The following is a 23,409-nucleotide window of genomic DNA, read 5'->3' on the forward strand; positions in this document are numbered from 1 at the left end:
TTTTTATGATTTAGTTACCCGTTGTTGCTCCAGACATGATCCAGAAGGCTAAAGGCAACCCATTAATATTATTTTGTAGCGTACATCACTTCTTTAACCGCCTTAATTACTTTTTCAGCATTTGGTAAGCTGGCAGCAATTAAGGTTGGTGAGTATGGAAGCGGAACATCAGCACAAGTGATACGTAAAACTGGTGCATCTAAATAATCGAATGCTCTTTTTTGTACCATGAAAGCAATTTCGCCTGAAAGCGATGCCAATGGCCAGGCTTCTTCTACAACCACTAAACGGTTCGTTTTCTTTACTGATTCGATAATGGTATCATAATCAATAGGACGAACAGTACGTAAGTCAATCACTTCAACGTTGATTCCTTCTTTAGTTAATTCTTCAACAGCTGGATTAACCACACGGGTTAACATTTTACCAAACGTTACAATGGTTACATCAGTACCTTGTTTGGTTACGTTTGCTTTACCAAATTCGATATAATATTCTTCCGCAGGAACGTCGCCTTTATCACCATACATTACTTCAGATTCCATGAAAATAACCGGATCCGGATCAATGATAGCTTGTTTTAATAAACCTTTTGCATCGTAAGGGGTTGATGGAACCACCACTTTTAAACCTGGCGTATTTGCAAACCAGTTTTCGAAGTTTTGAGAGTGTTGTGCACCTAATTGACCAGCATTACCTGTTGGGCCGCGGAAAACCATAGGGCATGAAAACTGACCACCACTCATTGATAAAATTTTAGCAGCACCGTTAATGATTTGATCGATGGCTACTAATGAGAAGTTAAACGTCATGAACTCCACAATTGGAATAAGGCCTGCAGTTGCAGCACCAGTTGCAATACCAGCGAAACCTAGTTCGGCAATCGGGGTATCGATAATACGTTTCGCACCAAATTCATCAAGCATGCCCTGACTTACTTTGTACGCTCCATTATATTCTGCTACTTCTTCACCTAATAAAAAAACGCGGTCATCTTTACGCATTTCTTCGCTCATGGCTTCGCGTAGTGCTTCTCTAAATTGGATTTCTCTCATTGTAAATTTTAATAACGGTGGCAAATATAATTATTAAAAGCATTGAAACCAAAGGCAATAATGCGTGTATTTTGTAATAATTATGGTTGATTGGAGGCCGGTTTTCAGTTGATGAATTATAATAACTTCCGACTTTAATTAATATTCGAAAATTATATTGCGGATATCACTTAGTGACGTTGTAATTGTATCAGTGTTTAAGACTTTTCCGAAATATTCTCTCCAAAATGGATGATATTGCCGTTGTTATCCAGGATCGAAAACTGGCGCATTTCCCAGGGCATATCTTTTATTGCGCCTTCAGGATGAAAGACATTTTGAATTTTATATTCTTGATACAATTGATCAACTTCGGTGACGTTAATGTAACAGCCTGTATTTTTAGGATATTCAGGATTATCGGTCGACCAGAAATGTAAATCTATGCCGTCTCTACTAAAAATTAAATAACCATCCCATTCAGAATGAAAAGTGAAACCTAATTTTTCGGTGTAAAATTTAATGGTTCTTTCGGTATTAAGAGATGCTAGAAATGGTACTGCTGCTTGGAACATATTTTAATGATTAGGATTAATCAACCCATAAATTTCACTATCTAAAAATTGCCCCCTGAAATAATAATCTTGTTTAAAGTGTGCCTCTCTAATAAAACCATGTTTGATAAGCATCTGCCTTGATGCATCGTTTTCTACATTTATATTCGCTTTGATGGTGTGCAGATTCATGTCTTCGAACCCAAAATCTATCGTCCGTTTGAGTGCCTCGGAAATAATTCCTTTTCGCCAGTAATCAGGGTGAAGCATGTAACCAATTTCTGCCCGATGATTTGCATAATCTGTTCGCCAGTAACCGATGGAACCAATCATTTGATTTGGATTTTCTTTTAGGGCAATTACCCAGGCCAAATTATCGCCGTTTTCAAAGCCTTCATTAAATGTGCTGATGAAGGTTTTAATTTCTAACAAATCTCGTGGTCTTTCGCGGTCGATATATTTCATCACCGTTTCATTGGTACGCATGGCAAATAATGCATCTGCATCAGCAAGTGCATGCTCACGAAGAATTAGTCGTTCGGTTTCAAGCGTGGGGAAATTGGTGAAATTAAGGGTAAGCATTTATAAATTTAAGTGATTAATCGCAAAGTGCACAAAGTTTTTCGCAAAGAAATGATGCTTAGGTAACCACAGAGCACACGGTGTTTACACAGAGAAATTGTTAGGTTTTGGTTTTTTTAGTCGGTCGTCATTGCGAGGTACGAAGCAATCTTAAAGCGCTTTATTAACTCAAAGTATTAGGATTGCTTCGTGCCTCGCAATGACGATGAATTGATGAATTGGCTCTAAGCTTGGCGTTCTTTGCGCTTTTTCTTTCCTTTCTTTGCGGTTAAATAACTCTACTTCCCAAACAGCGTTTTATAAATCGAATACTTATAATTATCAGGAATCTCGCTGGCTTTAAAATATGGAGCACCAAAAAGTTCAGTTAGTTTCTCTTTCAGCCGGGCTAAAAACAAAGGTTTAATTTCTTCCAAAAAGTCGCCACGTAAAACCTGGCGATTAGATTTAAACCAAACGCCGCCGTAAATCGGGTCGTTCATGGTTTTTACGATATACAAATTCGGCTCAACACAAGTTTTATTAGCCGATTGCTCATATGCATAGGTATAAAGCAATGTTTGAATCAACGCTTTATTAATATGCTTTCCATCCGAGTTGAAAAGTTCATCAACATCCTTAAAAGCTAACTTATCACTCCCGGTTTTATAATCTACAATTTTTGTAACGCCGTCTTTTACATCCACCCGATCAATGTATCCGAAAATTTTAACACTTTCTTCTTTTCCGTTTAGCGGGAAACTGATTTCGGCTTCTACTTTTTGCTCTAAACTAATAATTGTAAAAGGCGTTTGCGTGATATCCTGATTGAGAATGATATTTACATAAGCATCAACAATAGCAAGAATCACTTTTTGCATACCTTTATATTCCATTACCAAATCAGGATGATTAAACATTACCGCATTGAAAGCTTTTTGAATGAGTTGAGGAACTAATTTCTTCTTTTCTTTAATTCTTACTTCAGTAATTTCTGCGCTTTGTAAATCCTGATAGAAATATTCCATCACCTTGTGTAAAATCGAACCAATTTCATTCGCTTCCACAACGGCACTAATTTCTTTAGGTTCTTTAATGCCGGCGATGTAGTTAAAGAAAAAATCAATCGGATTGGAAATATATTGTGTTAAAGCCGATGGTGACAATATTTTTCTTTTGTCGAGGTATTTTTGCAGGGTTTCCTGAATAAATGCATTACCTGTTTTTTCAATATGCACTTCTTTAAATTGCTCAGTTTTTACTTCAAGATTCAATTCATTATAAGTGAAGTTAAAACCACTTTCATACTCCAGTTGCTTTAAAATTCTGCTGGCTTCGCCAGATGTTGATTCATCCGTTAGGCTATTATAAACAAAGTTGATGTTTTTTGCTCTTTGCATCAACCTGTAAACCATGTAAGAAGAAATGGCATCTAAATTTTCTAAAACCGGCAAACCATAAACGCGGCGAATAGAATCGGGAATGAAACTGTTCCCGATAGAGGATTTTGGAATGATCCCCTCGTTGAAACCTAAAATCACTACCTTATCGAAATTTAAATTCCGGGTTTCGAGCAAACCCATTACCTGAATACCATTCAGTGGATCGCCGGATAACGGTACCGCAATAGCCTGCAATGATTTCTGAACCAAATAAATAACAAATGGTATCTCTTCCTTGCTGATGTGATTGCTGAAGGTATCGTGTAGTCGGTTTAACTCCTGAATGGTTTTTACAAATAATTCTGCATCGATTTTCTTCAGCGTTTTTGCATTGGATAATCGGGTTAAAACGAAGTCTAAAACCTCCAATAAATTGGTAACCACAAACTGTGGATTTTCGATTTTCTTATAGAAAACATCAAATAAACCACTCTGTCTAAGCAAACGTTTATGGTCAATTTCAACCTGATTTTCGGCTAACAAGGCAGTCAGAATCTTATCACGCATTTTTTGCGTTAAGCCTGTTAATGGATGGGTTAAAAATGCTTCAACGTTTTTATAAGTCACTTTGTCGCCTTGTAAAATCTCCAGCTGACTGGTCAACCACAAATCTACCAAACCAAAAATACTGGAGGTTGATAAGGCAAAACCCATGGTAACATTCAGCTCGATTGCCGAACCCTCATAACTCGTAGGGATAGTCTGCAAAGTTGGAATGAGCAGACTTTCATCGGCTAAAACTACTACTGTTTTGCCAACTGCATCTGCATTGGTATAATCTTCCTTTAAGATATTATTGAGGATTTTGGCCTGTGCCGATTGGCCTTGAACCTTGAACACATTTACATCATGTTGCTGCGTTTTCATTAAACTTGCTTGTGTTGCAAATTCGTTTTTCAAGCCCAGGAGGTTTAAGTTTTTCCTTAAGAACAAACCTGCCTCCTGCGAAACATCATCTAAATAGTAGCTGTCAGCATCAAAATAAAACAATGCTTTTTCAGATTCCTGCAACTGCGTGAAAATCTTAGCTTCGGCACTGCTCAGGGCATTGAAACCGACAAAAATGATTTTACCCTTATCGAAATTTGAGATGAATTTCTCGTGACTGGTGATATCTCCCGCCAGGTGGCGATAAACTGAACCATTGGTTAAATATCCTTGCTCTTTTAAAGTAGCATGAAATTTATGGTATAGTTTAGGCATTCTGCGCCACATTTTAATAAAAAGCTCCTGCTGCTTTTTATGTTTTCCTTCGGAATAAGATGTCCAGAATTGAGAGAGAAACTGATATTGCTCCGGACTTAAATAGTCAAAGTCTTGGTTGATGACAGAAATATCTTCTAAATCGCGGTATAATTTTTCCGCATCTACTAAATCTGCATCAATCTGGTTAAAATCACTTAGAATAATTTTCGCCAGAGGGAAAAACTTATGACTGGAAATGGTTTCCAGTTTTTCTTCGGCCAATAGCTGATTATATATTCGATGCAAGGTGAAAAACTGCAGATAAAAATCGGCAATTTTATAGCTCGTTGAACAGGCAAAAAACTCCTGTATGGTAAAAAATGAAGGACTAAAAAATGGCTTTCCAATAATATTGGCAAAGTGTTTTTGCAAATATGCGGCGGGGCGTTTGTTGTTAAAAACAATCGCACAGTTTTCCAACTGCTTTCCAAACCTGGTAACTAAATCTTCGGCAACTTCTTGTAAAAATGGTTTCATCTGCATATTATACTAATTTCAATTTGCCTTTAACTGCGTAAAAAAGATAGGTTTTGATATTCTGGTAACCCATTTCTGAAAGCAGATTCCGATAATTGTCCACTTGCTGAATATGTTTGTCGCTTTCCTCGAGTGTGAATTTATAATCCAGAATGATTACTTCGTTGGCATTAATCAATACCCGATCTGGCCGATGAAGTTTTCCATTGGCATCAACAATATTTTTCTCAGTGATGCTTTCAGTGGCCTTACTTAAAATCTCTTTAAGTTCGGGGTGATTTAAAACTTCCAGCGCCGAATCAATCAGTTTTTGCTTTTCTTCATCTTTGATTATTCCCTGTAAAACGAGGTTGTTGGTGTAATCTTCTACACCTTTTTCGGTAGTTGCACTGGCCAGAATATCATGAAGCAAAGATCCTTTTCTTCCTGATTTCTCGATGTTAACCAAATGTTTTAAATGCTTCTCTTCTGATGGAATGTAAAGTTCAGATAATCGGGAGGTTGTTGGATAGCTTTTTAAATTGATGAAATTCAAGCCCTCAGATTTGGTCTCACTATATACATAATCTACAATTTCATAAACGCCATTTTCATCAAATTTATCATTGAAAGTGAGATTGATCACATCACCCATATTTGATAAGCTTACTTCCTTATTTCCTTTCGGTTCTGCCTTTCCCATCGTAGCAATATAAAGGAAGTCTTTAGAACGCGTTGTGGCAACATAAAGCATATTCAATGCATCCATATTGTTGTAAAGCAATTCTTCATAATAAGCTTTCGCGATGGACGAATCGGCTAAATCTTTATTGTATTTTAACGGAATGCCTCGAAGTTCTTTGTAAACGGTATCTTCTGATGAAACCCAGAAAGTTGAGTTTGTTTTGCCTTTCACTTCCCAATTGCAGAAAGGAACAAAAACCGCCCTGAAAGCCAAGCCTTTTGATTTATGGATGGTGATAATCTGTATCGCATCTGCACCTTCCGGAGATGGAAGTGATTTTTTAACGCCATCTTCATCCCACCATGTTAGAAATGAAATAATGCCTTTTTCGCCCAGTTTCCCAGCATTCGCCGTTAAATCTCTAAAAGCCAGTAAATAGGGCAGGTGCTGGGTAAGATTTTTCAAATCGTAAGCCTCGAGCAAAATTTCTACTAATTCTGGTAGTGGTAATTGTAACCACGACTGCCAATTTTCGCAAAGCGATTTCGGTAAAACCTTAGTCAACGTGCTTAATGAAACGTTGTTTAAATTTAGATAATGGTTTGCGTTAGCCTCCTTTTCATGTAGCGAATGGTAGAGCGCAATGCAATTAGCCTTGTATAATGCGGTTTGTGAATCTAAACCAATTAGTGCTTTTAATGTATTGATGATGAGTTGAACCGCCGAGTTGTTGGAAATTAACAACGCATCGCCAGACAATACAGGCAGATTTTGCTCCATCAGTTTTTGGACTGTGAGCATGGCTTCACTATTGGAACGCACCAAAATGGCGATGTCTTTCAACGCGTAGTTCTGCTCGTTTTTTAAATAAAAAATTTCCTCAATTACATCATTTAAGGCAATGTCGCGATAAACAGTTTCCGAAAAACGAGCTTCGTCTGGTGCATGGTCTTTGCCGAATTTTTTAATTTTTATGGTTCCACCTTTACCGGTATTGGTGGCGAAATTTTGTTTTGAGCCCGCGTAAATATCAGTGATGATAGAATGGTAGTGATTAGCCTGCCACCAATCTGAAATGCTTTCAGGTTTCGTTTCTAAATTCTGATTCAGCTCATTTTGTAAGCTAATGGGAATAGAGCGATAAAGAAAATTGTTAAAGGAGATGATGTTCTCCGTACTGCGATAATTTTCCTCCAGGCTATCTTCAATTACATTGTGCGCACCAACATCTGTTCTGGCATGTTTGTGTAAAATGTTCCAGTCGCCATTTCGCCAGCGATAAATGGATTGTTTGGTGTCGCCAACAATTAAATGGTCGGTTAAATCAAGGCTAGGCGTGGCAATGGCATTGCTTAAAAGCGATTTAAAACTTCCCCACTGACTGGTTGATGTATCCTGAAATTCGTCGAACAAAAAGTTACGGTATCGGTTACCCACTTTCTCCCAAATGAAGGAAGGATTATCGCCTGCATCTTCCGTAATTCCAGAGATTAATTTTTGCGCATCGCTGATTAAAAGATTATCATTTTCTGCCCGATATTCTTTCAACAAAACAGCAATTTCTTGCATTAACCGCAAATAATAAAGGTTTTTATTGAAAGCGATAGCAAGCTGATAATTTGGTAAATGCGATTGATAATGCATTTTAATCTTCCGAAGAATCGGATTGATCGTATCATAGGCTTCAGCTACGCCTGCATTTTTTTGAAACCATTCTTCAGGTTCATCGATGATATTAAAAATTGATTCTATTTTCGAAAAATCGCCGCGGGCAATAACGATTAGTTTAGTAAGTGGACTTCTAGATTTTCCTTTCAGCTGGTCGGTTTCTACACCTAAAACCTCTAGCGCCTCATGCGCATCTTTAGCCAGTTGAAAAATTTCACTTTCGAAATTTTTAATTTCATCCCTGGTAACGCTGATATATTTTTTGAAGAGTTCATCAATGTTCTCTAATCCTAATTCTTCCACAGCTGTTTCGAAAATCTGGAAACGTTCGGAGAAGATTTCACCGATTAGGTTATAAAGCTCAATTTTATAATTCCAGCTTTTGTTATCGCTGATGCGTTCAATGGCCAAATCGATAATCCACTGTAAAAGCTGTTTATTATCATTTAATGCTTCATCGAGTTTATTAACCAAATCATCTTTTACCTTATCATAATTCATTTCTAAATTATAATCGGCGTTTAAACCTAATTCAAATGCAAAACCACGAATTACTTTTTGCACAAAACCATCAATGGTACTTACCGAAAAGCGACTGTAATCGTGAAGGATTTTTCGGTAAATTTTATCTGCTTTGAGTTTTAAGCTTGCAGCTTCCAGCGCCGGGTAAGCTTTTAAAATCAGTTTACGGTAATCTTCTATTTTATTCGAAGGATTTCCCTGCGCTAAACCAACCAAAACCTCTAAAATTCTGGATTTCATCTCTTCAGTAGCCTTGTTGGTAAAGGTTACGGCTAAAATTTCGCGGTATTTATTTTCACCAGAAAATAGCAGGGTAAGGTAATGGGCCGTTAAGCTGAACGTTTTACCGGAACCGGCAGAAGCTTGAAGAATTTTAAGGGGTTGAGGCATAAATGATTTCGTTTCGGAATTTTAAACTTACAACAATTTAAAATTTTCCCGAAATCAGGATATCAACAATTGGCAGTAGGCTATTTTGATTTCTTTTTTCTTTTTACTAAGGTTTTATGGCTAATTCTTGCGGGACGTTCTGCCATCTCTATTTTTAAACCTAATAAATCGCGAATTACAACAGATGCACAAGCACCTCCGAAGGCTGCCGGTAAGTAAGAAATGGTACCGTAGGCAGAACGTTTGAAATTGCTTCCATCTGTCATAATCATCGAACTTTTATCTGTTTCCTCTGTAGAAAAAACCGCTTTTATTTTATCGGCGCCAACCAGTTTATTTAACCGTTTCCGTACATAACTTGCAAATACGCATTGGTAGGTATTTGGGAGCAAAGTTATTCTCAGCTTGGTTGGATCCATTTTACCACCCGCACCCATGGAACTCACAATCGGAATATTTTTCTCCAGAGCAGTAGAAAGTAGAGTGATTTTCGGCATTACACTATCGATACAATCCATAATGTAATCAAATTTCGACTCCAGAATTTCCCTGCATTTCTCTGGTGTTAAAAAAGTATTTACTACATGAAGTTTTAATTCCGGGTTAATGGATAACAAACGCTCTTGCATAATTGCCGCTTTACTCACCCCGTGATTGGTGGCCAGAGCAGGCAACTGTCTGTTTCTATTTGTTGGGTCAACCACATCACCATCTACAATGGTCATTTGGCCAACACCCGCCCGACAAATGAATTCGGCTGCGAAAGAGCCTACACCACCTAAACCAATCACTAGAACGTGTTTTGATTGAAGTTTTTCAATTCCATCATTTCCTACTAAAAGTGCAGAGCGTGAAAGCCAGCTTATATCGAACATTGTTTTAAGTCAAAAGTGTAAAGTAAAAAGTAAAAAACTGAAAGTAAAATAGTTATAGCAAACTCAATTTATTCCAGTTAGCAAAAATAAGTGCTTTCAGTTCATCAACCGAACATTTTTTCAAATTAGCTGCAGTTTCATAGATTTCTTCAATAGAGGTTTCAGCATCATCAGTTTCAAGAAAAAAATCATCATAACTTTTAAGCAATTTTGAAGCACCGGAGTTCTCTTTCAAAATTGCGGTTCCAAAGGAAAGTAAAAAGCCTTTTGAGATTAGCTGTTTGCCTAATTCCTCATTTTTATTAAAACCGTGAACAATCATTGGCACTTTAACTTTTAATCTTCCTTTTAACTCCATTAGTTCGGAGAAAGCTCTAACGCAATGTAAAATCAAAGGTTTATTCAATCGCTCAGCCAATGCAACCTGATGTTCAAGAATAAGGATTTGATTTTTCAGACTTTCACCTTTGAGCTTGTCCAAACCACATTCGCCAATTAATTTAACATTTGTTTGTTTGGCCAGCACACTCAAATATTTTAACTGAATTTCTAATTTTTCGATTGATGCATACCAAGGATGTAAGCCAATAGAAATTGGTTTCGTTTTCGGCATTGCCAAAAATATATCACTTGTTAGCGATAAACTTTGGATGCTTTCCACGCCTTTCCGCTGAGCACTTTTATGCGTATGTATATCTAGAAAGTCCATCAAGACGCAAAGATAACTTTTGTAGAATGTATTTCTTCTGTAAAGAATTTGATGGTAATCTATTAAGTTAGTCGACTTTATTATTTTTGTTTCATCATTCTTAAAATCATGAAGAAATTATTCACCATATTGGCGGCCATATTGATATCAACAGCTGCATTTAGCCAGACTAAAACCGGAGGCGTTCACATTTACAATCCTGAGGCAAATGCCATGGCCGACTTAAAAGCTGCCACTGAAAAAGCCGCAAAAGCAAATAAACATGTTCTTGTTCAGGTAGGAGGAAACTGGTGCACCTGGTGTATTGCTTTTCATAATCTGGTTGATACTACAGCCGTATTGAAGCAAACTATTAACGATAATTATGAATTTGTTTTGGTTAACTGGGATAAAGATCACCACAACGATGAGGCAATGAAATTTTTAGGTTTCCTAATCGTTTTGGTTACCCTGTATTTGTAGTTTTAGATGGAAAGGGAAAAGTATTGCACATCGAAAATTCCGCTTATTTAGAAACCGATGAAATTGGTGCCAATGGGAAAAAGAAAGTTGGTCATGATGTGAAGAAAACCATTTCATTTTTGAAAGGATGGACAGTAGCCGCTGTTAATCCGGAAACTTATAAGGCGAAGGCAAAATAAGCTGAAACTATTGCTTAATTGAAAAGCCGAAAATTCTTAGATACAAATCTGGAAATTTTCGGCTTTTTTTTAATCATCTGAATCGTCTTCATCATCTTTCAGGTCATCTACATTTAATTCGTATGATGATCTTGAGGCCTCGTCAGCTTGTTCCAACATATCTTTATCGTGTTCAATGTTGGTATCATCGCCATCCAGTTCATTGATGTTTTCGGTATCATCCTCTCTACGTAGCGCATCATTTGGGTCGTTCGAATAATCTTCGTCTTTTGGGTCTATCATAATATTAAGTTTTATAAATAGATAATGACTCAAAGTGTAGAATTGTTTTAAATTTTACCGACTACTATAAAGTCGTCATTTTCATTTCGAGTGAAGCCCGGAATCTTTGAAATTCTAAAGTCTGGCACAAAAACTTCTTTTCCAAAGCTTCGGGACCTCATTCCATTTGTAAAGACGAGTGGCGAAATGCAATAAAAAATGCCAGACGAATAAATCTGGCATTAACTTTTTCTCTAGAAATTTTTGAACTTTGCTAAGCCCTTCCTTTAGGGAAAGGCTGGGAGGGGCTTACATTCCATCGCCAAACTTATAATTTGGCAAAATGCTTACTGGTAATTTTCCTTTTGGTACCAGGCGATTATTAATCACGGCAGCTGCCGAAACCTGCATGTAATCTTCCTTTTGATAAGCCACCACCAAACCTTTGCTGTTTTCTAAACCTGGCAATGCCGATAAGTTATATGGGTTTGCAAACAATGAGAATACAGTATTTTTTGTGGACAGCTCTTTGATGAAATTTTTAACTCCAGCATTCAAAGGAATGTTATTTCCTGGTCTGGAGCGGCTATCATGAATACCTACAATAATTTGATCAAAGGCGCCGATTTCGCGGGCAACATTTGAAATTTGCGTGGCGGTAGCATCCTTATCCAACACGTAATAAACAGAGTTATAAAATCCTTTCGAAATCTCTTTCTGAAATCTGGTTACCGTTGGTACGCCAATACTGATGATAGCGGTTCTTCTAATCGGGACCATATTTTTGATATAATCTTTTCCTCTTAACATCGTAACCGAAGCATTTGCCAATTCCTGCACTAACGCATTGCTGCTGCTGCGGTTAACTCCTGCAATAATGCCTTGTGTTACCACGGTATCGCGATTTGCTAAACCCGCCCAATATTTTGCAGTCAAAATTTTCCGAACGCTTGCATCAATATCTGCAATGCTTATCCTGCCTTGACGAATGGCTCTTCTAACCAATTTTACGGCTCTGTCGCTGTTTTCCGAAAGTTCCAAAATATCATTCCCGGCAACAATACCCATTACATCAGCTTCGCCATCCTTAAAAAACTTTACTACACCTTTCATATCCATGGCATCCGAAATAACTAAACCTTTAAAGCCTAATCGCTGCTTTAAAATGCCGGTAACAATCGGTTTTGATAAAGTAGATGGTAAATTTGGAGTATTATCCAATGAAGGAATGTTCATATGGGCAATCATTACACCAGCTGCACCCTGCTTAATTAACTCTTTAAAAGGATACATTTCTAAGCTATCTAAACGGGCAGCGCTGAAAGTAAGTTGTGGCAAATCGTAATGCGAATCTACATCGGTATCGCCATGACCTGGAAAATGCTTTAATGTTGTCAGCAAGCCACCATCTTGCATACCCATCATATAAGCAGCCGTTTTTGTGGCAACATTAAATTTGTTTTCGCCGAATGAACGATAATTGATTACTGGATTTTTAGGGTTGTTATTAATGTCTGCATCGGGAGCAAGGTTCATTTGCATACCCAAACGTTTAAAGTCTTTTGCAACTTCCTGCCCCATCCTGTAAATTAAATCCTTATTCTGAATAGCACCTAAAGTCATTTGGTAAGGATAAGAAATGGTACTGTCTAAACGCATTCCTAATCCCCATTCGCCATCATTCGCCACAATTAAAGGTACATGACTTACTTTTTGGTAAGCATTAGTTGCACGGGCCTGTCTTACAGGTCCGCCTTGAAAAAAGATTACACCACCCAGCTGCTCTTTTTTGATTACCAGACCAACAGAGTCGATATATTTTTGACCTAAATTTGTATGCGCCCGTACAAAAAACATTTGTGCAATTTTTTCCCTGCGGTTTAATTTTTTAAAAACGGAGTCAACCCATTGAGGTTGGTTGGCCAGCATTTGTAAATAGGATGGCTTTTGCGCATGCGCCGAAAAGGTAGCAATGCATAGTATTGCTACCAGGATTAAGTTCTTTTTCACGTTGTTTTGTTGTAACGGCTAAATTAATAAGTAATAATCGAATAAAACAAAAACCAATCCAAGTAATCGATTTAATACAATTTAACAGGATGAGTTGTGAAATTCTTAATTATCATTTATGCTGAATAATTTGGAAAACAAATGTTCAGTAATACGATCACAACAGCAGTCCTGCTTTCTGTTACAATCTTTTTGCAATACTGCCATTCTCGTATTATCGTCATTGCTGTAACAAGAAGACGTAATGATCTTTTTCGTTATTCATCAAAAAGTATTTTCACGGCAATCAGGTTTATTAACAAAAGATTGTGTTTTAAATAGCAAGTCCGGATGAAAAAGGCTGGGAGCAAAAAAATTAAAACATAATCTAAAATCAAAAGTTAATATAATAACGCTTTGAATAATGTTTAACTAAAATTTATAGCCATGAAAAATGTAAATACACCGAAGAACAATCCAACAACACAAGGAAGTTCAATAGCAGACAGAGCAAACCACGATGTTAAAGTAGATAAAAAAATACAGGGAATAACCAATGGCGGTGGTCAACGTTCTGATCAGACTTCGAATAAAGATAATCAGCGTAAATACGATAATAAGAAATAGTTGAGATGTAAGGTGGAAAATGTAAGATGGACCAGTGTTCCATTCCACATTTTCCATCTTACATTTTCTCGATCACATCATGCCTCTTCCCTCATACATCCTCCATTTTCCATCCCTAAGACGGCTCATTTGCCAATGCGATAATATCTTTTCCCTCTAAAATTCTTCGTTCGCTGTTATGACTTAAAGTGTTGATCATTGCGTCACCCAATTCGGTCATCGTACAAAAACCATTAGCGAAAAACTTTCTGCCGATTGGAAAGATCCAGTTAATATATTTATAGAAATTATGGGCGTATTTTTGTCCTTTAATAGGTTTAATAAATCCAGGGCGGAAATGATAAACCTGCTCAAAAGGTATCTTTGTAAGATCGTTCTCAGTTTTCCCTTTTACTTTTTGCCAGTTTAACCGGCCATTTTCGTCTGTACCACTTCCAGAAACATAGCAGAAAGTCATCTTATCATTCAGTTTACTCAATGTTTCTGCTACATGAAGCGTTAAAGTGTAAGTCATCCGGTAGTAAGTATCATTATCTACGCCTACCGATGAAATTCCAAGGCAAAAAAAACAAGCATTATAACCTTTCAACTGATCTTCAATTGATGAAAAGTTAAAAAAATCCTGATGTATAATTTCTTTGAGTTTTGCATGATTATACCCGCAAGGTTTTCTGTTAATTACTAAAACAGCATCTATTTCTGGACTATTCAGGCATTGTATTAATACGCCCTCACCAACCATTCCGGTACTTCCGGTAATAATCACATTATTTATTGCTCTTGTTTTTCCCATTAAAATTGATGTTTAAATAATTAACTGATAAAGTTAATCTTTGTTTGTTTTAACAAACTCAGCATAACTTTTCTTCACATACATCAATATCTCATAATCATTCATTTTTCTTATTTCTGCTGATGAAGGACGATATCGATCAATAAAGCTTTGTAATAAATCATCTTCCAATTTAGTAATAGCGTTGATTTTTTCAGGCGAAAATCTATTATTGATGTAATTGGTTTCTTCATCTTTAAGCTGAACTTTTTTAAGCTTTGAAATAGATGATTGATTTTTATTTAATAAGCCAATGGTTTTTAAAACATCAAAACTTAATATAGATGAGGTGGAATTCGATACCAGGTTAGAACCGAAAGTTGGATATCGCAAACCTTTTTTTACCAAAACATCTTTAATTGTTGGGGCTTCATAGGCAAAAACTTTGGCAAAATCTTCTCTCATTTGAAGGGAGTCTTTAAGGTAATCTCGTTTAGAATAGATGGTAACATCATCTAAACTAAATACAGTAGATTTTAAAAGTACCACTACATCCTTAAAATTACTGTTCAGGTTTATTTCGTAATCTTCGTAGCCGAGTTTTTTGATTTTAATCATTTGAGCAGATGCATTTCTTGAGAATGAAAATTTTCCAGTACCCGAAGTAATGTTGACCTGATTGCCATAAGTGATTACTGCGTTTTCTACAGGCAGTTTGGAAAGATGATCCAATACCTGACCATTAATTTGCTGTTGTGCAAATAATTGATTGGATGTGATGATTAGCGTAATGATGAATAAATACCTCATGTTAAGCTAAGTTAATTGATATCGAATTACGGCTTAGAAGTTTAACAAAGCTTAACTTTTCTATTCATAAAAAAGGGGCTCGACTGTTGATCGAACCCCCTCTTTTTATCTGATTACAGTACCTTGCATTTTATAATCTTTCGGTGGCTCTGCACCCAGCAAATGTTGTACAAAATAGTCCCATCTTCTCCTCATCATATATGGAGAATAGGCACCATATCCATGGGCACTGTTTGGGAAAATAACTAAATCAAAAGATTTATTTGCTTTTTGTAATGCTTCAACAACCAACAAAGTATTGTATGGTGGCACATTATCGTCCATCATTCCATGAACCAACATTAGCTTTCCTTTTAGATTTTTAGCATAAGTTTGGTTGGCTTGTGCTTCATAATCTACATTTTCTGCTAAGCCATTGTAACGTTCGCCCCAATCATCCTCGTAGTTTCTATTGTCGTGATTTCCTGATTCAGAAATTCCAACTTTAAAGAAATCAGGATAACGGAACATGGCTGCTGCAGTGGCAAATCCGCCACCCGAATGCCCCCAGATACCAACTTTTGTCGTGTCAATCGGATATTTCTCCGAAAGTTGTTTAATGGCTGAAATCTGATCTGGCAATGTGTTTTCGGCCATATTACCATAATTCATATCGTGGTAGCTTTTGGAGCGACCAGGATTACTTGTTCCTTCAATTACCACTACAATAAAGCCTAATTCAGCCAAAGCCTGATGATCGCCACGTGATGCTGAAAAAAACCAACTGCCCATACTTCCGCCCTGCGGACCAGGATAAATGTAATCAATCACTGGATATTTTTTGCCGGCTTCCATTTTGTTTGGCGTAAAAATTAAGCCGTAAATATCAGTTTTACCATCATTTGCTTTTACTGAAACAGGTGTTGGGGCTTTCCATCCTGTAGCGCTCAATCTGGAAATATCAGTTTTTGCCAGTTCGGTAATTAATTTTCCGTTTATATCTCTAAGCGCTACAACAGCAGGAACGTTTGGTTGTGAGTAATTATCTATAAAATATTTTTCAGAAGGAGAAAAACTCACCATGTGGTTTCCTGACTCAGGAGTAAGATCTATAAGTTTTTTACCATCGAAACCGATTTTATAAAAGTGACCGAAGTACGGGTTTAATTTATCCTGACCGTTTGCCATAAAATAAATGGTCCGTGTTTTCTCGTCAACTTTTATCAAGCGGGTAACTGCCCAATTTCCTTTGGTAATTTGATTCTTTACTTTTCCTGTAGCCGCATCATAAAGATAAAGGTGACCCCAGTTATCACGTTCCGAAAACCAGATAATCTCTTTGCTTGCTGGGAGGTATCTCCAGTTAATAGTTCCCTGTCCGGATTCGAATTGTGTTTTTACGGTTTCTTCGAAAACTTCACGTACTGCTCCGGTTTGAGCATTTGCAATACGGAATTTTTCGTTTTTATGGTCACGTGAAGTCGAAACAAATGCCACTTCTGACCCATCTGCTTTCCAATCAATATCATCGAATGTTCCACTGCTCGAAATATCATCGCTCAGGGTGCCACGGTGTTGGTCAGGCGCAACATTGATTGCAATCACTTTCGGGTTTTCTACCTCAATGATTACTCTTCTGATGGTAGCGATCGATTTGTCTCCGGGCAAAGGATACTTCCAGGCCTCTAATTTTGGTGCACCTACATTTGTGGTTACCAGATACATGTCTTTTGAGTTTCGTTGATCCTGCTGAAAAGTGGTAATCTTTTTCGAATCCGGCGACCAGCGCAATATTGGGGCATCGCTATGTTTCCAGCCAGCATTGTCAGTAGCATAACCGTAATCTTTTATTCCATCTGTGGTTAACTGCGTAAGTTTTCCCGATGCAACATCTTTTACGTACAAATTATAATCTTTGATTAAGATTGCCTTTTTGCCATCTGGAGAAAGCACCTCACTTCCCGAATTTCTTCTTCTATTAGGCGATGCTGGTGCAGATGTGCCACTGCCATAGTCAGTAGTAATTGTTTTAGTCTTTTTTTCGGGATCTACCAAGAAAGTTTGGTTTCCGGTAGCATTTTTCAATGTAAACCAAAACTTATCTCCTTCCAGCCAGTTTGGAGAAACGCTGCCATTATCGATGTATTTTGCAGTGTGGTAAGCCATAAAGCTTTCAGCATGTTCATAATCTTTCGCAGTTAAAACTTTTTGCTGCGCATTTGCGGTAGCAGCAAGTGCAAAGGCTGATAAGAATAGCCAATATTTATTCATAATAGTTAGTTGGTTGATCTTTGGGATAAAATTAATACTGTTTTGGCAGATCAGTTTAATTTAGCAAGAATAATACAAATGATAAAGGCCAAAATGGAATTCGGAAGTATACTAACAAAAAATGCCATCCTTTTTCAAGGTGGCATTTTTGCGGAGAGGGCGGGAGTTTGGTTTTTCGCCACTTTCTTGCCTTTATTTTTGTTTGAGCGTGGTTTTGATAGTCCTATCATAGTGTTTTGTCCCCGTATTGTACCCGAAATGTCCCTATTTTTGGGTGAGTTTTGTTAAAAGCTCAAGTATTTTAGCTTGATTTTGCTCTATCCTATCCAGTCTTTCATTGATGTCCTGATTGGTCGGATCAGCTAGGTTATTGTACTTATCGAATGGTCCTTTTGGATCGAAGATTGGAAGACTATTCTTAAATATAAATTCCGGATTAATGTGGTATTTAAGAATCAATGTCGTCAGGTATTTTATTGGCATATTCCTGCTAGACTTCTTAATCGCATTGACATTACTTTTTGGATAGTCGATTGACTTAGCGATCTCACTGGTAGTTGCAGCAACTCCCATTCTCTTTATAGCATCAATAGCTACTACAGCATTTTTAGTTTCCTGATTTTGTTCAAACATTATCGTACCGGCTTAGATATATTAACAACGTTCAACATTTTATCGACCTCATCCAGGTGAAGTTCGAAATCCGGATATCGATCTTTGTCCGGGTTTAATGAATGGCAAACGATAATTCCCGTTTCGAAATCATGTTTTGTGATTTGCTTGACCAGCACACCATCGTTTTTGGTTACGATAACCCACTTCTTATATTGATTGATATGAAACCTGTTTTGCCAATGGTGTCTTGGAAGATCCCTTCCAGTTACAATATCGCCATCCTCAATACTCTCATGGGAACCGTCAAACATGCTATCTCCCACTGATTCGAAAGCCATATACTTTCCTGAATGCCTTTTATTAACTATGAGCGGATGCTTAGGGAGTGACTCTATATATTCAGGATCTGCGAAGCCAGCAAGATATCCATTACGAGCATATTCATTTACTAGAGGGACCAACATCATCATCTGGCCGTTTGGCAATTCGATGTAAGGATTCTCATCATCTTCAGATTCCAAAGGGTAATGTATCTCTGCTAAATGTTTTGCATTTGTGTTCTCATTGGTAACGGATTGCGAATCTTTTTTGACATTACTTTGATAAACATTCCACATTGGCTCAACACCTTTTTGCAAAAATTCCTTGTTTGCATTGTATTCCTCGACTAAAACGTCTATATATTTTGAAGGAATCTCCCGTAAACCCCTTCTTGCATCACTTAATTGTGATGGATTCATCTTTATCTGTTTACAAAACGCTGCATTGCTTTTAACAACGTGATTTTCAATTAAATAATCGACGATTTTAAGGAATCGCGTCGTGAGAGTCTCCATTGATGTTTTAAAATGTGTTTAAAATGTTAATAACTTTTTTTCAAATAAATTTTGAAAGTGTACACAAAACGTTTACTTTTGATTAATTATTTAAACAAACATAAACAAATAATAGCACAATGCAAGACATCTTAATCCCTAAAAACAAAAGAGAAAAGCTTGATGAGCTTGAAATTGGTGGATCAATTGCGATTGATGATGAAAAAGAGCGTAGAAAATTTCAAACAGAAATGAATCGATCATTTCACGCAATCGAAGGAAACTTGAAAAGATTTACAATTCGTCAAGGACGTGTTTACCGTCTTGAGGATAAAAAATAATTATCTCATGAAGATCGCCTACATCAATAAGAAAGCGGAAGTAACTCCTGAAGTTAATGAGACATTGGAACTGGCCTACATGAAGGATATCAGAATTCAGTGGAACAAAAATAGGGAGAAGCTACAGGCTTTAGGATTGGATGAGAAGGGGTTTGTATCGACAATGAGATCCAGATTGCAAATATAAAAACCAAAAAAAAGCCTTAGCTGTCGAGGGCTAAGGCTCCATTTACATCCAGTTCACAAGAAACTAAATATAAAAACCATGTCAAAAGTACAAAACTATTATCAAAATCAAGCTTGTCGAGAAGCTGAATTTGAAAATTTTCTAAAAGAAGAGCTTTTGGAAAAGGAATTAAAAGATCAGCACGATGCTGATCAACAGGCTTACAACAGTGAGCAGCAGAGACAGGAAGCTGAGGAAGCTCAAGCCGAATATGAATCTTTCAACTGGAACATTAACTAAAAATCATCATGGGATATACTCACTTAGTAGCAAGAATCGATAACCTATTGGAACATTCAGATTCTGACTTGATGGAGATCTTCGAAGGATCTACCACCTGCAAAGATGGCGCTGAAATAAGAGTTCATCTTGAGTGCCGCAAAGCCTATGGCGATGTGTTTTTAGGTAATTCAAATTGCGAAGGCTTCAGTCCTATTACTGGGTGCCCAGGCCATGTAGATAAACCCTCAATTCCTACCAAGATGGTTTTGCTATTGAGAGAGCTTGAGGCAAAAAAATCAAGCCTCAAAATGTTTACGGTTCATTCTATGGCTCAAAAGGCAGCTTATCAGGATGCCATCAACTTAATCAATGACATGTACAAAGATGAATTGGGGGTGTATCATGGGTGAGTGTGGCAATTCAATTTCAAACAATCATAAACAAGAGGTTTACGATCGCTTACTGGCAAATCAGATTAAAACTGGTTTCGTTCCGGTAAATCATCAAACTGATTACAAGCTTAGGAATCTCCAGGTGTTTACGATGCTCCTTTTCATTTTCACCCTTTTACACCTATTGGCAAGATGAACGGGGTGCAGGTCGATCGAATAGTTTATGCAACACTATTCATTTCAGTAATCATAACAGCAATAATTTTTTAAATCTAAATATAAAAACCATGTCAAATCAAATCGCACTAACAACAGAATACATCAAGGGATTGACTCCAATTGAAGTATTAGAAGACAAAGCCATTGGCGAACATTTCGTCAACAAATTTATGGCTGTGTACAGAACATCAAAAGATCAAGCAGTCGCTTATTACGAACGTGAGATCGATAATTTCACTAAACGTGTAAATGAAAGTGAAGATCTTGCAGCATGTACGCCGATGTCACTATTCGTAGCTCTTATGCAAGTTGGCGGCTGGAAGCTAAGCTTTGAAGGTGGAAGCCAGTCCGAAGTTTACTTAATACCTGGAAACCGCAAAGTTGTCATCGAAGGCAAAGAAGTATGGATCAAAGAGGCTGTGGCTCAACCTTCGCCTTATGGAGAGAAAAAAATCCGAGTTGAGACACGTCAAATCAGACACGTCGGAAATCCTACAGTAGTTTATGAATGCGATCAGTATTCGGAGTCTGTAAAGGATGGCCGTACAATGGTAGATTGGACCAAAGGCAAGAGAGATGAAACATCACGTATAGTAGGCGGCTTCATCTTATTGGAATATCCTGATGGATCAAAGGAGTTTAAAACTTACGACATGAACGATGTGGCTTCATGGGAAAAAGCATCTGAGAAAAAAAATAAAGGTAAAGCCAATGCCTTGTACGGTTGGGGTTGGGTTGGATCTGGCGCAAGCTCTGTTTACAAAAAAATAGAAGGTAGTCAGATCGATAAAAAATTCTTTGAGGGCAAAATTCTTAAACATGCTTTTAAGTTATTCCCTCGTGTAATTGCCAACCAAACGCTTCCAGAAAACTTCGTTCCATCGCCGGAAGTATCTGTTCGTGAAGGTTTCGATATGAGCGAGTTTACCGAAGATGTAACACATGAAGATCTCACTCAAAACGAACAAGATGACTTCGATCAAGCATTGAAAGAAGCTGAATCTGAAAGTCAACCTCAAACAGTAACCGTTTCGGAAAACGTCGATGACGACGAACCAACCTTTTAATTAATTAACCCAATTATAAACCCAGGCGGCCGGGTAAAACTGTGTTTCTCAATTAGTCTTGAGTGACCGGCCGCCTTAACCATTCCAATTCTTAACAATTAATATAAAAACCATGTCAACAACAGTAGAAAATCAAACACAAGAACTGATCAAAGTCGAAGAGATCACTTCAACAATGGCCGGAGCTGGCGAAGTTCTAGCTAAAAATCAAAATTTATTAGCGAATGCAGTAGCGAAAGCAAAGCTTTTAATTGATACTGCCGCGTCTGGAATGAGTGATGAACTCGATGCAGAAATCAATACCTGGCAGTTAAATGCTAAAAAAGCTTTAACCATCATGAACGATCGCCGTTCGCCAATTACTCAGCTGATGACTAAAATGGCGAAGGTATTCACAAACATGGAAGCTGATCTTGATCCTACGAAGCCAGCTTCATATTATACTCAAGCTCAAAACTTGCGTAACCAATGGGCTAAAGAAAAAGCCGAACTGAAACGAATTGAAGAGGCAAAAATCAAAGCTAAACAGGATAAAGATAATGAGGCAATTAATTTAAAAGCTGAAATTGCTAAACAGGTTCGTGACCTATATAACCAGAAGCTATTTGCTTTTAAAGGCTACATGAGTAAGTTATTTAATGGCCTTGATCTTACTAATGCAACCGAAACATCAGCGAAAATAAAGGCAGTTGCGCAGGTTTACCCGGTTGATAAATTCAATGAATTGGTTCCTACACTATTTGCTAGTCATCATAACAACGAAGAGCTTACTGCATTGATTACTGAAATCAGAGATGGTTTATACCAGGAGCTTTCGGTGAACTATACCAAAAATATAGAGGCGGAAAAAAATCGCTTAACTGATTTGATTCCTTCACGCATTAACGAATTAAATGCTATTGCTAAATCTAGCAAAGCCGAAAAAGAACGCCTTGAAAAAGAAGCGAAGGAACGTCAGGAACGGGAAGCCGCTCAACTACTGAAAGATCAGGAAGCTCAAAAGCTTGCGGACCAAAAGCGCATTGACGACGAAAAGAAAATGAACGAAGCTGCAGCTGCTTTCGACGCTCAAGCTTCAATCGCTCAATTAACTTCTGAACAGGCTAAAACTAAAGAATCGTATGTGATTGAGGTTTCGGATGCTCAGGGTTGGGGTGCTATCTTCCTATTCTGGTTTGAGCATGAAGGTAAAGGTTTGACTCCTGCTGATATTGAAAAGAAAACCATGAAGCAAATGAAGGCATTCGCAGAAAAGAAAGCCGGAATTAAGGGCGGAGGTGTATTTATCGATAATCCTTATGTGGCCTACATCGATGAAGTTAAAGCCGTAGTAACTAAATAAGCCATGGCACAAGATCCTTATTTCGGCCGTCCGGAAGTTTCCAACTCTGACTTAACAGCACTTAAGAATCTACTTTATCCTCGTGAAGAGCACGGGGGTAAGGAAAGAGCTTACGCAAACGGAACATTGCTTGATAACATGATTACCGAGATTGACAAGGTTGATTTCTACAATCTGACAGTTAAGTACTGCGATTACCAGTTTACCCAGGAAGAGTTCGACACAGCTAAAAAAATGAAAGCAGCTTTCTTAAAAGATCCATTTGCAAAAATGATCAACGATGCGGCCGACTTTCAAGCGATTACTCTGAATCACAATTTCGATATCGATTACAATGGTTTCAAATTTCAATTGAGCGCTGGTGTTCGCTGCAAGTGGGATTTATTAGTTCGTGACTGGAAAATGGGCGGCGATATAAAAAGCACGGCCGCTACAACTCAGGACCAGTTCATGACTGCCTGCCACTTTTTCGATTACTTCAGATCTCGTGCCTGGTATATGGATTTGGAAGGAACAAATAAGGATGTGCTCATTGGGATTAGCAAAAAGAATTTTCAAGTATTTAAAATCTTCATCGATAAGACAGCGCCCCTAACGGATCCCGCCAGACAGCTATATGAATTGGGCAAGGCTCAATATCAGGAGCTGGCTTACAAATACTGGCTGCTTATGGATGGAC

The 23,409-nt window shown here is 37.6% G+C and carries 24 protein-coding genes; 10 read left to right on the forward strand and 14 right to left on the reverse strand.

Annotated elements, in window-relative coordinates; genetic code table 11:
• Window positions 1–68: 68 nt before the first annotated feature.
• The 7 genes from ON09_RS12435 to ON09_RS12465 all read right to left on the reverse strand — a co-directional run bounded on the left by ON09_RS12435 (window position 69) and on the right by ON09_RS12465 (window position 10,141).
• Window positions 69–1,055 carry a pyruvate dehydrogenase complex E1 component subunit beta gene (locus tag ON09_RS12435; protein ID WP_010601392.1) on the reverse strand — a complete coding sequence of 329 codons (987 nt, stop codon included), beginning with the start codon at window positions 1,053–1,055 and terminating at the stop codon, window positions 69–71.
• Between the two features lie 197 nt (window positions 1,056–1,252).
• Entirely contained in the window at window positions 1,253–1,609 is a 357-nt protein-coding gene (locus tag ON09_RS12440; RefSeq protein ID WP_010601393.1) for a bleomycin resistance protein, read from the reverse strand.
• A gap of 3 nt (window positions 1,610–1,612) precedes the next feature.
• Window positions 1,613–2,170, reverse strand: coding sequence for a GNAT family N-acetyltransferase (locus ON09_RS12445; protein WP_010601394.1), 558 nt, complete (start codon window positions 2,168–2,170; stop codon window positions 1,613–1,615).
• A 278-nt stretch (window positions 2,171–2,448) separates the two neighbouring features.
• Window positions 2,449–5,313: a PD-(D/E)XK nuclease family protein gene (locus ON09_RS12450; RefSeq protein WP_029204309.1), complete on the reverse strand. Its 2,865-nt coding sequence runs from the start codon at window positions 5,311–5,313 to the stop codon at window positions 2,449–2,451.
• A 7-nt stretch (window positions 5,314–5,320) separates the two neighbouring features.
• Window positions 5,321–8,557: a UvrD-helicase domain-containing protein gene (locus ON09_RS12455; RefSeq protein WP_010601396.1), complete on the reverse strand. Its 3,237-nt coding sequence runs from the start codon at window positions 8,555–8,557 to the stop codon at window positions 5,321–5,323.
• 80 nt (window positions 8,558–8,637) lie between these two features.
• The gene (locus ON09_RS12460) at window positions 8,638–9,432 is read right to left on the reverse strand and encodes a tRNA threonylcarbamoyladenosine dehydratase (protein ID WP_010601397.1); all 795 of its coding nucleotides are present in this window, start codon (window positions 9,430–9,432) and stop codon (window positions 8,638–8,640) included.
• Between the two features lie 52 nt (window positions 9,433–9,484).
• On the reverse strand, window positions 9,485–10,141 hold the full coding sequence (locus ON09_RS12465) for a TatD family hydrolase (RefSeq protein WP_010601398.1): 657 nt from the start codon (window positions 10,139–10,141) through the stop codon (window positions 9,485–9,487).
• A gap of 108 nt (window positions 10,142–10,249) precedes the next feature.
• On the opposite strand from ON09_RS12465, the gene ON09_RS12470 reads away from it, so the two are divergent.
• A complete protein-coding gene (locus ON09_RS12470; RefSeq protein WP_010601399.1) occupies window positions 10,250–10,603 on the forward strand; it encodes a thioredoxin family protein in 354 nt (117 codons plus the stop codon).
• A 23-nt stretch (window positions 10,604–10,626) separates the two neighbouring features.
• On the forward strand, window positions 10,627–10,782 hold the full coding sequence (locus ON09_RS26070) for a hypothetical protein (protein ID WP_238533667.1): 156 nt from the start codon (window positions 10,627–10,629) through the stop codon (window positions 10,780–10,782).
• A 69-nt stretch (window positions 10,783–10,851) separates the two neighbouring features.
• Here ON09_RS26070 and ON09_RS12475 read toward each other — a convergent pair whose 3' ends face one another.
• Both ON09_RS12475 and ON09_RS12480 read right to left on the reverse strand, forming a co-directional pair.
• Window positions 10,852–11,064 carry a hypothetical protein gene (locus ON09_RS12475; protein ID WP_010601400.1) on the reverse strand — a complete coding sequence of 71 codons (213 nt, stop codon included), beginning with the start codon at window positions 11,062–11,064 and terminating at the stop codon, window positions 10,852–10,854.
• Window positions 11,065–11,352: 288 nt separating this feature from the next.
• Complete coding sequence (locus ON09_RS12480) at window positions 11,353–13,053, reverse strand: glycoside hydrolase family 3 protein (RefSeq protein WP_010601401.1); 1,701 nt, start codon at window positions 13,051–13,053, stop codon at window positions 11,353–11,355.
• Window positions 13,054–13,479: 426 nt separating this feature from the next.
• Here ON09_RS12480 and ON09_RS12485 point away from each other — a divergent pair, with 426 nt between their 5' ends.
• On the forward strand, window positions 13,480–13,659 hold the full coding sequence (locus tag ON09_RS12485) for a hypothetical protein (RefSeq protein WP_010601402.1): 180 nt from the start codon (window positions 13,480–13,482) through the stop codon (window positions 13,657–13,659).
• 115 nt (window positions 13,660–13,774) lie between these two features.
• On the opposite strand, the gene ON09_RS12490 is transcribed toward ON09_RS12485, so the two are convergent.
• The 5 genes from ON09_RS12490 to ON09_RS24260 all read right to left on the reverse strand — a co-directional run bounded on the left by ON09_RS12490 (window position 13,775) and on the right by ON09_RS24260 (window position 18,846).
• The gene (locus ON09_RS12490; protein WP_010601403.1) at window positions 13,775–14,452 is read right to left on the reverse strand and encodes an NAD-dependent epimerase/dehydratase family protein; all 678 of its coding nucleotides are present in this window, start codon (window positions 14,450–14,452) and stop codon (window positions 13,775–13,777) included.
• Window positions 14,453–14,485: 33 nt separating this feature from the next.
• A complete protein-coding gene (locus ON09_RS12495; RefSeq protein ID WP_010601404.1) occupies window positions 14,486–15,241 on the reverse strand; it encodes a hypothetical protein in 756 nt (251 codons plus the stop codon).
• A gap of 105 nt (window positions 15,242–15,346) precedes the next feature.
• On the reverse strand, window positions 15,347–17,491 hold the full coding sequence (locus ON09_RS12500; RefSeq protein WP_010601405.1) for a S9 family peptidase: 2,145 nt from the start codon (window positions 17,489–17,491) through the stop codon (window positions 15,347–15,349).
• A 264-nt stretch (window positions 17,492–17,755) separates the two neighbouring features.
• On the reverse strand, window positions 17,756–18,124 hold the full coding sequence (locus ON09_RS12510) for a hypothetical protein (protein WP_010601407.1): 369 nt from the start codon (window positions 18,122–18,124) through the stop codon (window positions 17,756–17,758).
• Window positions 18,124–18,846, reverse strand: coding sequence for a S24 family peptidase (locus tag ON09_RS24260; protein ID WP_157258947.1), 723 nt, complete (start codon window positions 18,844–18,846; stop codon window positions 18,124–18,126). The genes ON09_RS12510 and ON09_RS24260 overlap by 1 nt, the downstream gene beginning before the upstream one ends.
• A gap of 215 nt (window positions 18,847–19,061) precedes the next feature.
• On the opposite strand from ON09_RS24260, the gene ON09_RS12520 reads away from it, so the two are divergent.
• From ON09_RS12520 to ON09_RS12555, 7 genes are all read left to right on the forward strand, one after another.
• Window positions 19,062–19,262 (forward strand): hypothetical protein, encoded by a 201-nt coding sequence (locus tag ON09_RS12520; RefSeq protein ID WP_010601409.1) that lies wholly within the window; start codon window positions 19,062–19,064, stop codon window positions 19,260–19,262.
• Window positions 19,263–19,269: 7 nt separating this feature from the next.
• Window positions 19,270–19,449 (forward strand): hypothetical protein, encoded by a 180-nt coding sequence (locus ON09_RS12525; protein ID WP_029204311.1) that lies wholly within the window; start codon window positions 19,270–19,272, stop codon window positions 19,447–19,449.
• Window positions 19,450–19,527: 78 nt separating this feature from the next.
• On the forward strand, window positions 19,528–19,728 hold the full coding sequence (locus ON09_RS12530) for a hypothetical protein (RefSeq protein ID WP_010601410.1): 201 nt from the start codon (window positions 19,528–19,530) through the stop codon (window positions 19,726–19,728).
• An 8-nt stretch (window positions 19,729–19,736) separates the two neighbouring features.
• Window positions 19,737–20,120 (forward strand): hypothetical protein, encoded by a 384-nt coding sequence (locus ON09_RS12535; RefSeq protein ID WP_010601411.1) that lies wholly within the window; start codon window positions 19,737–19,739, stop codon window positions 20,118–20,120.
• Between the two features lie 269 nt (window positions 20,121–20,389).
• Window positions 20,390–21,388: a recombinase RecT gene (locus ON09_RS12545; protein WP_010601413.1), complete on the forward strand. Its 999-nt coding sequence runs from the start codon at window positions 20,390–20,392 to the stop codon at window positions 21,386–21,388.
• A gap of 112 nt (window positions 21,389–21,500) precedes the next feature.
• On the forward strand, window positions 21,501–22,730 hold the full coding sequence (locus ON09_RS12550; protein ID WP_010601414.1) for a hypothetical protein: 1,230 nt from the start codon (window positions 21,501–21,503) through the stop codon (window positions 22,728–22,730).
• Between the two features lie 3 nt (window positions 22,731–22,733).
• Window positions 22,734–23,409 (forward strand): hypothetical protein (locus ON09_RS12555; RefSeq protein ID WP_010601415.1); only part of this gene is annotated, 676 nt, incomplete at its 3' end.

Origin of the sequence: Pedobacter agri PB92 (assembly GCF_000258495.1) — a bacterium.
Taxonomy (GTDB): Bacteria; Bacteroidota; Bacteroidia; order Sphingobacteriales; family Sphingobacteriaceae; genus Pedobacter; species Pedobacter agri.